Source organism: Streptomyces sp. NPDC048352 (assembly GCF_040651895.1).
Lineage (GTDB): Bacteria > Actinomycetota > Actinomycetes > Streptomycetales > Streptomycetaceae > Streptomyces.
In genome coordinates this window covers 85,917-97,379 of record NZ_JBEZKZ010000020.1, presented here as the reverse complement: position 1 = coordinate 97,379, position 11,463 = coordinate 85,917, and the positions used below count along the sequence as shown (strand labels likewise).

Genomic DNA, 11,463 nt, shown 5'->3' with positions numbered 1-11,463 from the left:
GGAGGGCCGCCCGCGTACTGGACGTACTCGGGCGGGCCCGACAACGCGGCGAGGTGCGGTGCCAGGCGTCGCAGGGCAGGCGGGACTTTGCGGACACCCCCTAGTGGCCGTGGGGGCTGCGCATCTCCAGGAAGCGGAGTTCGAGGTCCGTGGCCAGGTAGTCCATCCGGTGCTCCCAGAAGTCCCGCAGGTGCGGCAGGGCGAGGTGGGCGTCGAGGTCGGCCCGGCTGCGCCACACCTCGTAGAAGACGAACACGCCGGGCTCCTCCCGGTCCTCGTGGAAGTGGTACTCGAGGCAGCCCGGCTCCTGGCGGGTGGGCTCCACGAAGGAGAGCAGCAACCGCATCAGCTCCGCGGCGCGTTCGGGCTTGGGGCGGGCGGTGCCCATGACCGTGACGAGCTGGTCCATCGGAGTTCTCCCCCATCAGTAGGTACGACTGGATTCGTACCTGCCGGACGGTAGCAGCCACCGCAGGTAAGATCCAATCCATACCTGAGGGAAGAGGTCGCCACCATGCCCGACGACGAGGGCCACCCGGCCGTCGAGGAGATCGAGCTCGGCAAGGTCCTGGCCGCGCTCGCCGACCCGCTGCGCCGCCGCGTCGTGCGCGAGCTGGCCACCGCCCCGGAGGGGACGGCGCGCACCTGCGCCTCGTTCGCGCTCCCCGTCTCGAAGGCGACGGTCACCCACCACTTCCGGACCCTGCGCGAGGCGGGCCTGATCCACCAGGTCGACCGGGGCAACAGCCGGATGGCGGCCCTGCGTCGAGCCGACCTCGAGTCCCGCTTCCCCGGCCTTCTGGCCATCCTGGCGTCCGAACCCGCAGCCACCTGACCCCTGCCGGCCCGGGACGGGCGGCCGGGGGTTGACCTGGAGTGCGCTCCAGGCCCTAGGGTCCGCCGGTATGACCATGCGATACCGAAATCTGGGTGGGACCGGCATCGAGGTGAGTGCGTACTGCCTCGGCACGATGATGTTCGGCGCGGTGGGCAACCCCGACCACGACGGCTGCGTACGAATCATCCACACCGCCCTCGACCAGGGCGTCAACTTCGTGGACACCGCCGACATGTACTCCGCCGGCGAGTCCGAGACGATCGTCGGGAAGGCGCTCAAGGGGCGGCGCGACGACGTCGTGCTGGCCACCAAGGTGCACTTCCAGATGGGCGAGGGCCGCAACCGCAGCGGCAACTCGCGCCGTTGGATCACCCGGGCCGTGGAGGAGAGCCTGGGGCGGCTCGGCACCGACTGGATCGACCTCTACCAGGTGCACCGGCCCGACCCCTCGACCGACATCGAGGAGACCCTGTCCGTCCTCGGCGACCTGGTCAGGGCCGGGAAGATCCGGGCGTTCGGCTGCTCCACCTTCCCCGCCGAACAGATCGCCGAGGCGCACCACGTGGCCGAGCGGCGCGGGCTGCCGCGGCTGCGCACCGAGCAGCCCCCGTACTCGATCCTCGCGCGCGGCGTGGAGCGGGACGTGCTGCCGACGGCCCGGCGCTTCGGCATGGGGGTGCTGACCTGGAGCCCGCTGGCCTCCGGCTTCCTGAGCGGCAAGCACCGGCTGGGCCGTGACATCGACATGACGACCGGCCGCGCCGCGCTGCATCCCGCGCGCTTCGACCTCTCGATCCCGGGGAACGTCGCCAAGCTGGAGGCCGTAGAGAAGCTGGCCGAGGTGGCGGACGGCATCGGCCGCACGGTGCCGGAACTCGCCCTGGCCTTCCCGCTCGCGCATCCGGCCGTCACCTCGGTGATCATCGGTCCGCGGACGGCCGAGCAGCTGGAGGCCGCGCTCAAGGGGGCGGACCTGGTCCTGGACGACGCGGTGCTGGACCGGATCGACGAGATCGTGCCGCCCGGCACCAACCTCTACCACCCGGACGGCGTATGGCAGCCGCTGGCCCTGACCGACCCAGCCCAGCGCCGCCGCCCCCTCACCGACCGCTCCGCCGGCTAGCCGCCCGCCGCCGGGCGCTCCACCGCTCCCACGGAAGCACGACGACGACCACCGGTGTGGGCTAGGGGGTGTCCCACTCGCGGAGGTGCCCCGGGCCCGGCCGCGCTACAGGTAGTCCTCCAGCCGGGCGATCCGGTAGCCCTGCTCCTGTATCCGCTGGAGCATCCGCGTCGTCATCTGGGTCTCGGTCGCGCCCTTGAGTTCCGAGCGGCCGCGGAAGTGAGCCAGGATGATGTCACCCGGCTTGAGGGCGGAGCCCTCCGCGTACTGGAAGTCGTTGATCTGCATCGACGCCCGCCACAGGACGACCGTCGGGGCCCCGCACTCCGCGGCGGCCTTGAGGGTGTCGTCGTTGTAGTTGCCGAACGGGGGCCGGAAGAGGCGCGGGCGCTTGCCGAAGCGCTTCTCCAGGCGCTCCTGCTGGCCGCATATCTCCTTCTTCTGCGCCGCGAAGGGCAGGGTGCGCAGGTTCGGATGCGTCAGGGTGTGGTTGTTTATCGTGCTGCCGGAGCCGTTGTCGCGCAGCTGCTCGAAGTGCCCGTAGTCCGCGGAAGCCACGTTGTCCGTCAGGAACATGCTGATCGGCAGCTTCAGGTCCGCCGCCATCTTCAGGAACTCGGGGTCCTTCTCGGCGCCGTCGTCGAAGGTCAGGAAGACGACCTTCTCCGTCGGCGCGACGGGTATTCGGTCCAGTACGGCCGCCTTGCCCGGGGCGGCCTTGGGGAGCTGGGGCTTCTGGGCCGGCTTGGGGGCGTACTGGACGGGGGCCGTCAGACCCCACTTCCGGTAGGCCTCGTCCCCCGCCGTACCGGCCTTCGCGGAGCTCGCCGCGGGGGCCGGCACGGACGGGGAGGCCGACGGGGAAGCGGTGTCCTGCGCGGTCTTGCGGCCCAGTCGTTCGATGGGATCCACGCTGTTCCCGCATCCCGTCAGGGACAGCGCGAGCGCGCCGGCCGTCAGCGTCCCGGCTACGAACCGGCGCGCGTACCTCACAAGTAGTCCTCCAGGCGGGCCACGGCATATCCCTTGTCCGTGACGGTCTTCATGACATGACGGATCATGTCAGGCATCGTGCCCTTCCAGTCCTCCCGGCCCCGGAAGTGCGTGAGGATGATGTCACCGGGGTGCAGGTCGCGGTCCCATTCGCGGTAGTCCATCCGGTTCACGAACGCCTCGGCGTTCCACAGCGGAACCGCCTTGATGCCGCAGGACTTGGCGGCGCGCAGCGTGTCCTGGTTGTAGTTGCCGTACGGCGGGCGGAAGAGCGAGGGCCGCTTGCCGAACTGCTTCTGGATGGTGTCCTGCTGGCCGCAGATCTCCTCGCGCTGCTGCTCGTACGAGAGCCCGGGCATGTAGCGGTGGTTGAGGGTGTGGTTGTTCAGGGTGACGCCCGCCGCCTGCATCTCCTTGAAGTAGGGGTAGTTGTCGCGTACGAGGTAGTCGCTGAGGAACGCCGTGTACGGGATCTTCAGCTCCCGCATCATCCTGATGAACTCGGGGTCCTTCTCGGCCCCGTCGTCCACGGTCAGGAAGACGACCTTGTCCTCGGTCGGGACGGTGGTGAAGACCGGGGGGAGTTCGTCCTGGTCCTCGACCTCGAAGCCCTCGCGGGTGGTGATCTCGGGCTTCGTCTTCGGCGCGGCGGGGGCCAGGAGCGGCGGCTTGGCCAGCCGCCACTTCTTCGCGGCGGCGATCCGGGCCTGCTGGGCGGCCTTGAGCTCCTCGGCCGGATTGGCGAGCGCGCCCGCCGCGCCGCCCGCCTCGGCGGCGCCGGGCTTGCCCTTGGCCGGCTTGGCGGGCTCCGCGGAGCCGCAGCCCGTGCCCAGGGCGGCGACGAGCAGTGCGGCCAGGGCCACCCCGTACCGGCCGCGCGGGCGTCCCGCGAGCCGGTGACCAAACTGCGCAGTATTTCCCTTTTGTCGTACAAGCTGCATAGCAGCGGATCCTCGCACCGCGCGGCGCCGCGCCCCGGACGACACCACGGCCCGGGCCCTGCCTTCCACCGGCTGGCCCACAATGGAGCGGTGACTCCCGAAGACTTCGCCGCGCTCCTCACCCCCGAGGGCCGCGCTCTCCTCGACTCGCTCCGCGACCACGACCCCGCCCAGGAGCTCGCCGTGGCCACCCGGCTGCGCCGCGAGCACCCCGCCGGGCTGGTGTCGGCCGCGCTGGGGCAGGCCCGGTTGAGGCAGCGTGCGGTGGCGAAGTTCGGGGCCGAGGACGCGTTCCGCATGTACTTCACCCCGGGCGGCGGCGAGATGGCCACCCGCGCGGCGGTGGCCGCGTACCGCGCCGAGCGGCTCGCGGAGCTGGGCGTACGGAGCGTCGCGGACCTGTGCTGCGGGATCGGCGGGGACGCCCTGGCCCTGGCCCGGCGCGGGATCCGGGTCCTGGCCGTGGACCGCGACCCGCTGACGGTGGCCGTGGCCCGCGCCAACGCCGACGCGCTGAGGCTGGCGGACCTGATCGAGGTCCGCGAGGCCGATGTGACGGCGGTGGACGTGTCCTCCTGCGACGCCGTCTTCATCGACCCCGCGCGGCGGGGAGGGCGCGGCCGCGTCTTCGACCCGGAGGCGTACTCGCCCCCGCTGTCCTGGGCGGTGGAGACGGCCCGTGCGGCCCGGTACGCCGCCATCAAGATCGCGCCCGGGATCCCGCACGAGGCGGTCCCGGCCGAGGCCGAGGCCGAGTGGATCTCCGACCACGGGGACGTGAAGGAGGCCGTGCTGTGGTTCGGCACCGCCCCGGGGACGGTACGGGCCACCCTGCTGCCGGGGCCGCGCGGCCTGGAGACCGCCGAACCGCTGCCGGACCCGCAGGCCGGGCCGGTCGGACGCTGGCTGTACGAGCCCGACGGGGCCGTGATCCGCGCGCACCTGGTCGCGGAGGTGGCCGAGCAGCTGGCCGGCCGGCTGATCGACCCGACCATCGCGTACATCACCGCCGACGAACTGCGCGCGACGCCGTACGCGACGGCGTACGAGATCACGGACGTGCTGCCGTTCGGGCTGAAGAAGCTGAAGGCGCTGCTGCGCGAGCGGGAGGTCGGGATCCTGACGGTGAAGAAGCGGGGGTCCGCGATCGAGCCGGAGGAACTGCGCAAGAAGGTCAAGCCGCAGGGGCCGAACTCCGCGACGGTCTTCCTGACGCGGGTGGCGGGAGCCCCGTCGATGCTGATCGGCCACCCTTCCCCTGGCCGGGGGTGACGGGTCACGCTGCCGCGCCGCCGCGCAGGCGGCCCCGGGCTGCGCCCGGACTTTCCGGGGGCTCCGCCCCCGGACCCCTGCGCCTCACACGCCGGCGGGGCTGGATTCTGCCGACCGGCGCCGGCGGGGCTGGAACTCCGGGGCGGGGCCGTGCGTCCAGCGGTGGTGGGTGGCGGCCTTGGCCAGCCCCAGCAGGGCGGTGATCCACAGGATCATGCCGAATCCGGTGGAGAACGCCACCTCCCCGTACGTGTCCGTGCCCGGCCACGCCCCCGCAGCCGGCGCGAAGGCCAGCCAGAGCCCGGCCGCGCCCAGCGCCCCCGAGGCCGCCAGCCACACCAGGCTCCGCGCCGGGGCGCGCAGCCGGGCGTCCGCCTCGGGGTCCCGGCCCGCCAGGACCCAGGCGCACAGCAGCTGCCGCACCTCCCGCTCCCGCCGGGCGCCCCGCGCGAAGCAGAGCCCCGCGCCTCCCAGGACAGCCGGCCCGGCCACCGCGCAGACGGCGCCGGCGAGGTACCCGGGCGGCCCGCCGGCCGCGAAGGACGTCACGGCCAGCCCGACGAGGGCCCAGCCCAGCGCGAAGGCCGCCGCGACGCCCCAGAGCGCCAGCAGCCGCCCCAGGCCCATGCTGCGCCGGCTCAGCTCTTCGAGGAAACGCGCGCGGTCGGCCCGTACGGCGTCCTCGTCCAGCCACTCGCGCAGGTGCGCGGGCGGCGGCGGGGGCGGGAGCTCACGGCTGGGGGACATGGACATGACCCTAGCGGCGGCCCTTCGAGCTTCACCGCAGCCCGCCTCGACCACCGCCCCGACCGGAGCCTCAGGCCGCGCCCGTGGCCTCCACCGACTCGAACCGCCAGCGGTGCACCGCCCGGGTGATCAGGTCCGCGGCCGGCTCCGGCAGTTCGGGCAGCTCCGCCGCCAGGCCCTCGGGGGCGTCCCACCAGGTGATCACGAGCACCCGGTCGTGCGGGGCGCGCAGCACCTCGCGGCGCGCCGGCTCCCGGGCCAGGACCTGCGCCCGGGCCCATTCCAGGAGTTCGTTGCCCCGCCCGTCGGCCGCCCGGGCCTCCCACATCAGCGCGACGGTGCTCACGAGTAGAGGTTGTCCTTGCTGAGTTCGTGCACGTGGTCGTGGTCATGGCCGTGACCGTGCGGGTGGCCGTGCTCGGCGGACGTCCCCGGCACGTGCGGGTCGGTCACCGGCAGCGAGGAGTCGGCCGACAGGTCCCAGTCGGAGGCCGGCCGGTTGCGGCGGACCATCTCCGAGCCCAGCGCCGCGACCATCGCACCGTTGTCGGTGCACAGCTTGGGCCGCGGCACCCGCAGGATGATCCCCGCGTCGTCGCAGCGCTCCTGCGCGAGCGAGCGCAGCCGGGAGTTGGCCGCCACGCCGCCGCCGATCATCAGGTGGTCCACGCCCTCGTCCTTGCACGCGCGGATCGCCTTGCGCGTCAGCACGTCCACCACGGCCTCCTGGAAGGACGCCGCCACGTCGCGCACCGGCACCTCCTCGCCCGCCTTGCGCTTGGCCTCGATCCAGCGGGCCACCGCCGTCTTGAGGCCGGAGAAGGAGAAGTCGTACGCCGCGTCGCGCGGCCCCGTCAGACCGCGCGGGAAGTGGATCGCCGTGGGATCGCCCTCGCGGGCGAGCCGGTCGATGACCGGACCGCCCGGGAAGCCCAGCTGGAGCACGCGGGCGATCTTGTCGAAGGCCTCGCCGGCGGCGTCGTCGATGGTCGCGCCCAGCGGCCGGACGTCGCTGGTGATGTCGGGGGCCAGCAGCAGCGAGGAGTGCCCGCCGGAGACCAGCAGCGCCATGGTCGGCTCGGGCAGCGGCCCGTGCTCCAGCTGGTCGACGCAGATGTGGGAGGCCAGGTGGTTCACCCCGTACAGCGGCTTGCGGAGCGCGTACGCGTACGCCTTCGCCGCCGAGACGCCCACGAGCAGGGCGCCCGCGAGGCCCGGACCCGCCGTGACCGCGATGCCGTCGAGGTCGCGGGCGCTGACCCCGGCCTCCTTCAGCGCGCGCTCGATGGTGGGGACCATCGCCTCCAGGTGCGCGCGGGAGGCCACTTCGGGCACGACCCCGCCGAAGCGGGCGTGCTCGTCGACGCTCGACGCGACCGCGTCGGCCAGCAGGGTGGTGCCGCGGACGACGCCGACGCCGGTCTCGTCGCAGGAGGTCTCGATGCCGAGGACGAGCGGTTCGTCAGCCATTGCTCTCACTGCTCTCAGGGTTTTCGGTTCTGGTCTGTGCCGGGTCGGTCAGGCGCATCACGAGCGCGTCGACGTTGCCGGGCTGGTAGTAGCCGCGCCGGAAGCCGATCGGCTCGAAGCCGAACCGCTCGTAGAGCCGCTGGGCGCGGGTGTTGTCCACGCGGACCTCCAGCAGCACCTCGGCGCACTCGAAGGCGGTCGCGGCGCGCAGCAGGTCGGTGAGCAGCCGGGCGCCGAGGCCGGTGCCCCACTGGTCCTTGGCGGCCGCGATGGTCTGTACGTCGCCGAGGTCGCCCGCGGCGGCCAGTCCGGCGTAGCCGACGAGGCGTCCGGTGCCCGGCTCTTCGGCGACGACGTAGCGGCGGGTGGCCGCGGGGCCGCGCGCGTGGGCGAGCTCGGACCAGAACATCCCGGCCGACCAGGCGTCGTCGGGGAAGAGCTCGTGTTCCAGCTCCAGCACCGGTTCGATGTCCCACCAGCGCATCTCGCGGAGCACCGTGGTCGGGGCGGTCACTGCGGGGTGACCACCTTGTAGTTCTTGGGCACCTGCGCGTCGGGGCGGCGCAGGTAGAGGGGGGTCGGAGGCATGCCCTCGGCGTTTTCGAACGCCGCCCCGGCCGCCAGCCGTTCCGCGGCCAGCGCAGCCAGCGCCGCGGCCGACTGGTGCTCGGGGCCGCGCGCGTCCGGGAAGACGTCCGGGTACAGCGCGGCGCCCTGGCCCACCGCCGGGAGGCCGGCGACGCGGTCGGCGATGTCGGCCGGGCGGTCCACGGCGGGCTCGCCGACGCGGGTGCGCGGGTCCTCGTACCGCGCCCAGTAGACCTCCTTGCGCCGGGCGTCGGTGGCGACGGTGAAGGGGCCCTCGATCCCGGCGGCCCCGGCGGCGTACGCGAGCCCGTCGAGGGTGCACAGTCCGTGCACCGGGACGCCGAGGACGGCGGCGAAGGTGGAGGCGGTGACGAGGCCGACGCGCAGCCCGGTGTAGGGGCCGGGGCCGACGCCGACGACGATGCCGGTGACGGCTTCGAGCTTCACCCCGGCCTCGGCGAGGACGCGGTCCACGGAGGGCAGCAGCAGCTCTCCGTGGCGGCGGGCGTCGACCTGGTTCGACTCGGCGAGCACGGACTCCCCGTCGTGCAGGGCGACGGTGACGGCGGGCGTGGCGGTATCTACGGCGAGCAAGAGCACGCGAACAGCCTACGACTCCTCGGACCCGGGGCCTTGCGGCCGGTCGGGGCGGGGACCGGCTGCTACCTTTCGACCGGGTACTCAGCCACGTTCGGCAGAGAGTTCGACAACGCAGGCGCGGAGAGGTGGAGCAAGGTGGCACGCAGCAGCTCGGGAATCGTGGCCGGGCTCACGGTGGCGGCGCTCGCCGCGATCGGCTTCCTCGGCTACCAGGCCTCCGCGACGGCGCCGGCGCTCCCCGCGAAGCCGGGCGCACACGCTCCGGCCGCACCCCAGGCGCAGGCCCCGGCGAAGCAGGACCCGGCCAAGCCCGCGGCGGTGCCGGCCGACTCCGGGACCGGGATGCGGGTCGTCTACTCGGTGTCGCAGAAGCGGGTGTGGCTGGTCACGGAGGACGGCAAGGAACCGCGGACGTTCACGGTGATGCCGAGCACGGTGCACCCGGCGCCGGGCAGCTACCTGGTCGGCTCGCGCGCGGGCACGGTCACCGGCACGGACGGGGTGCCGATCGAGCACGTCGTGCGGTTCGCGAGCACGGACGGGATCGCGATCGGCTTCAGCGCCCGCGTGGACGGTTCGATGCCGGAGCCGGACCTCTCGAAGAAGACGGGCGGCATCCGCATGTCGCGCGCGGACGGCGACGCGGTCTGGGCCTTCGCGACGATCGGCGCGAAGGTCGTGGTCGTCGCCTGACGCCGGCCCGGGGCCTTCCCGGGACGTGGCCCTCGTCCCCCTGCGGGGATGTCCCGCGCCGCGCAACGCACCACGCCGAGACACGACACCACCCGGGGTGATTCACCCGAACGCGGTACCGGGAGGCGGTGTCAGGCCGCTTCCGAATCCGGGGCGGCCCGCTCCGCGTCCGTCCCGGGCCCGGCCCCCGCTTCCGGTTCGGACTCCGCGCGCGCCGGCGGCGTGGACACCGCCGTGGCGGCCACGCCCGCCGCGAGCAGGGCCCGCATGGACACGACGGGCGCTCGCTCTGCTCCTGCTGCCGACATGGCTGCCTCCTGAGACCCGGGACGCCGTACTTAGGCACACCTAACCAGCGCTCGATACCATGTCATCACGCGAGCCGGGGCCGGCGCAATATCTTCCCGACGAGTTGTCGGTACGTCGTCGGGAAGACGCCCGGAAGCCGTCCCCGCCCCGTCGCTCCGGCGCCGGACGGGCCCGGGCCCCGGGCGCGGCCGCTACCGCGCCGCGGAGAGCGCCGTCAGCTCCGCGTCGGCCCACCGCGCCCCCACGCCGCGCAGCACGACCTCGCGCACGTCGTCCAGGACCTCCTCGTGGCCGACCGCGCGCCCGATGACCACGTGCAGCCGGTCGTCCGACAGTTCCTCGACCTTGCCGTCGCCCCACTCCACGACGACCACGGACTCGGGCAGGGAGACGTCGAGGTCCAGGTCCTCCATCTCCTCGAGCCCGCCGCCGAGCCGGTACGCGTCCACGTGCACCAGCGGCGGACCGTCGCCCAGGGACGGGTGCACCCGGGCGATCACGAAGGTCGGCGAGGTCACGGCCCCGCGCACGCCCAGCCCCTCCCCCAGTCCCCGCGTCAGGGTGGTCTTGCCCGCGCCGAGTTCGCCGGTCAGCAGGACCAGGTCGCCCGGGCGCAGCAGGGCGGCGATCCTGCGGCCCAGCTCCTGCATGGAGGCGGGCGAGTCGACGGTGATCAGGGTTTCTGCGGCGGCCTCGGCCAGGGCCTCAGCGGCCGGGCTGCGCGGCGCTTCCCGCGGTACTTCTTCCATGTCCCCCAACGTTAGCCGCTGCGGGGACGGCTCCGGTGCGCGCCAGGAGGCCGGTGAGCAGCCCGGTCACGAGGTCGGGGCGCTCCAGCATCATCAGGTGCCCGGTGTCCTCCAGCACCGCCAGCTCGGCGGCCGGCAGCGCCTCCTTGATGCTCACGCTGTGCGCCGCCGGGATGATCATGTCCCGGTCGCCGGCGACGACGGTGACGGGGATGCCCGCGAAGTGCTGGAGGGCGGCGCTCTTGTCGTGGATCTGGAAGGCCGGGTAGAACTCGGCGACCACGTCGATCGGGGTCGCCTCGATCAGCCGCTCGGCGAAGCGCGCCACACCGGGATCCACGTCCCGGGAGCCGAACGAGTACATCTTGATCATGCCGGCGAAGAGGTCGGCGGTGGCCCGGCGGCCCTTCTCCACCAGCTCGGCCTGCGTGCCGAGCGCCTTGAGCACGCCGGGCAGCAGGCGGCGCACCGCGCCCTGCCCGAGGGAGGGCAGCCCGTACGTCACCTCGTCGAGCCGGCCGCTGGAGGTGCCGATCAGCGCCACCCCGAGGACGCGGTCGCGCACCAGCTCGGGGAACTGCTCGGCGAAGGCCATGACGGTCATGCCGCCCATGGAGTGGCCGACGAGGACGAGGGGGCCCTCGGGCGCGGCGGCGTCGATGACGGCCTTCAGGTCGCGGCCGAGCTGCTCGATGGTCACCGGTTCGCCGTCGGCCTGGGCCAGGCCCCGCGCGCTGCGGCCGTGGCTGCGCTGGTCCCAGTACACGGAGCGGACCACTCCGCGCAGGGCGGCGCGCTGGAAGTGCCAGGAGTCCTGGGCGAGGCAGTAGCCGTGGCAGAAGACGACGGTGGCCCCGGCCGCACCCTTGCGCCGCAGCCGGTGCTCCTCGCCGTCCTCGGGCAGCTCGTCGACCTCGTAGTGGAGCTCGGTGCCGTCCTCGGCGCGGCAGCCGCCCTCGGTGCCGCGCAGCGAGCCGTAGTCCCCTGCGGCGTCCAGCGCCAGGCGCGCCTTCATCCGGATGCCGCGCCCCACGGTGATCCGCTCGACCGCGACACCGGCCGCGGCGCCCGCCGCCAGCACGCCGATGGCGGCGCCGGCCCAGCCCGCCTTGCGCCAGTTCTCGCTCACGACGTCGCCGT

General features: G+C 73.5%; 15 protein-coding genes. 4 read left to right on the top strand and 11 right to left on the bottom strand.

The window, feature by feature from the left end; translation table 11 throughout:
• Positions 1 to 100 precede the first annotated feature (100 nt).
• A complete protein-coding gene (locus tag AB0D45_RS13850) occupies positions 101 to 409 on the bottom strand; it encodes a putative quinol monooxygenase (RefSeq protein ID WP_362458188.1) in 309 nt (102 codons plus the stop codon).
• A gap of 105 nt (positions 410 to 514) precedes the next feature.
• On the opposite strand from AB0D45_RS13850, the gene AB0D45_RS13845 reads away from it, so the two are divergent.
• Both AB0D45_RS13845 and AB0D45_RS13840 read left to right on the top strand, forming a co-directional pair.
• Positions 515 to 835, top strand: coding sequence for a helix-turn-helix domain-containing protein (locus AB0D45_RS13845; RefSeq protein WP_361597795.1), 321 nt, complete (start codon positions 515 to 517; stop codon positions 833 to 835).
• A 76-nt stretch (positions 836 to 911) separates the two neighbouring features.
• Complete coding sequence (locus tag AB0D45_RS13840; protein WP_362458197.1) at positions 912 to 1,961, top strand: aldo/keto reductase; 1,050 nt, start codon at positions 912 to 914, stop codon at positions 1,959 to 1,961.
• Between the two features lie 105 nt (positions 1,962 to 2,066).
• Here AB0D45_RS13840 and AB0D45_RS13835 read toward each other — a convergent pair whose 3' ends face one another.
• Both AB0D45_RS13835 and AB0D45_RS13830 read right to left on the bottom strand, forming a co-directional pair.
• Positions 2,067 to 2,954, bottom strand: a complete 888-nt coding sequence (locus AB0D45_RS13835) for a polysaccharide deacetylase family protein (protein WP_362458185.1) — start codon at positions 2,952 to 2,954, stop codon at positions 2,067 to 2,069.
• The gene (locus AB0D45_RS13830; protein WP_361597789.1) at positions 2,951 to 3,817 is read right to left on the bottom strand and encodes a polysaccharide deacetylase family protein; all 867 of its coding nucleotides are present in this window, start codon (positions 3,815 to 3,817) and stop codon (positions 2,951 to 2,953) included. The genes AB0D45_RS13835 and AB0D45_RS13830 overlap by 4 nt, the downstream gene beginning before the upstream one ends.
• A gap of 150 nt (positions 3,818 to 3,967) precedes the next feature.
• On the opposite strand from AB0D45_RS13830, the gene AB0D45_RS13825 reads away from it, so the two are divergent.
• Positions 3,968 to 5,167, top strand: coding sequence for a methyltransferase domain-containing protein (locus AB0D45_RS13825; protein WP_362458194.1), 1,200 nt, complete (start codon positions 3,968 to 3,970; stop codon positions 5,165 to 5,167).
• 84 nt (positions 5,168 to 5,251) lie between these two features.
• Here AB0D45_RS13825 and AB0D45_RS13820 read toward each other — a convergent pair whose 3' ends face one another.
• The 5 genes from AB0D45_RS13820 to tsaB all read right to left on the bottom strand — a co-directional run bounded on the left by AB0D45_RS13820 (position 5,252) and on the right by tsaB (position 8,572).
• Positions 5,252 to 5,914, bottom strand: a complete 663-nt coding sequence (locus AB0D45_RS13820; RefSeq protein ID WP_362458182.1) for a hypothetical protein — start codon at positions 5,912 to 5,914, stop codon at positions 5,252 to 5,254.
• Positions 5,915 to 5,984: 70 nt separating this feature from the next.
• Positions 5,985 to 6,260 (bottom strand): hypothetical protein, encoded by a 276-nt coding sequence (locus tag AB0D45_RS13815; protein WP_362458179.1) that lies wholly within the window; start codon positions 6,258 to 6,260, stop codon positions 5,985 to 5,987.
• Positions 6,257 to 7,384, bottom strand: a complete 1,128-nt coding sequence (gene tsaD / locus AB0D45_RS13810; protein ID WP_362458176.1) for a tRNA (adenosine(37)-N6)-threonylcarbamoyltransferase complex transferase subunit TsaD — start codon at positions 7,382 to 7,384, stop codon at positions 6,257 to 6,259. Before tsaD ends, AB0D45_RS13815 begins: the two co-directional genes overlap by 4 nt.
• On the bottom strand, positions 7,377 to 7,898 hold the full coding sequence (rimI, locus tag AB0D45_RS13805) for a ribosomal protein S18-alanine N-acetyltransferase (RefSeq protein WP_361597777.1): 522 nt from the start codon (positions 7,896 to 7,898) through the stop codon (positions 7,377 to 7,379). Before rimI ends, tsaD begins: the two co-directional genes overlap by 8 nt.
• The gene (gene tsaB, locus AB0D45_RS13800) at positions 7,895 to 8,572 is read right to left on the bottom strand and encodes a tRNA (adenosine(37)-N6)-threonylcarbamoyltransferase complex dimerization subunit type 1 TsaB (RefSeq protein WP_361597774.1); all 678 of its coding nucleotides are present in this window, start codon (positions 8,570 to 8,572) and stop codon (positions 7,895 to 7,897) included. Before tsaB ends, rimI begins: the two co-directional genes overlap by 4 nt.
• A gap of 135 nt (positions 8,573 to 8,707) precedes the next feature.
• On the opposite strand from tsaB, the gene AB0D45_RS13795 reads away from it, so the two are divergent.
• Positions 8,708 to 9,265 carry a hypothetical protein gene (locus AB0D45_RS13795; RefSeq protein WP_362458172.1) on the top strand — a complete coding sequence of 186 codons (558 nt, stop codon included), beginning with the start codon at positions 8,708 to 8,710 and terminating at the stop codon, positions 9,263 to 9,265.
• Between the two features lie 131 nt (positions 9,266 to 9,396).
• Here the strand turns inward: AB0D45_RS13795 and AB0D45_RS13790 are convergent, their stop codons facing one another.
• The 3 genes from AB0D45_RS13790 to AB0D45_RS13780 form a co-directional block, all read right to left on the bottom strand.
• Positions 9,397 to 9,573 carry a hypothetical protein gene (locus tag AB0D45_RS13790; RefSeq protein WP_361597768.1) on the bottom strand — a complete coding sequence of 59 codons (177 nt, stop codon included), beginning with the start codon at positions 9,571 to 9,573 and terminating at the stop codon, positions 9,397 to 9,399.
• A gap of 192 nt (positions 9,574 to 9,765) precedes the next feature.
• Entirely contained in the window at positions 9,766 to 10,323 is a 558-nt protein-coding gene (gene tsaE, locus AB0D45_RS13785) for a tRNA (adenosine(37)-N6)-threonylcarbamoyltransferase complex ATPase subunit type 1 TsaE (RefSeq protein ID WP_362458169.1), read from the bottom strand.
• A complete protein-coding gene (locus AB0D45_RS13780; RefSeq protein ID WP_362458166.1) occupies positions 10,280 to 11,452 on the bottom strand; it encodes an alpha/beta hydrolase in 1,173 nt (390 codons plus the stop codon). The genes tsaE and AB0D45_RS13780 overlap by 44 nt, the downstream gene beginning before the upstream one ends.
• Positions 11,453 to 11,463: the final 11 nt, after the last annotated feature.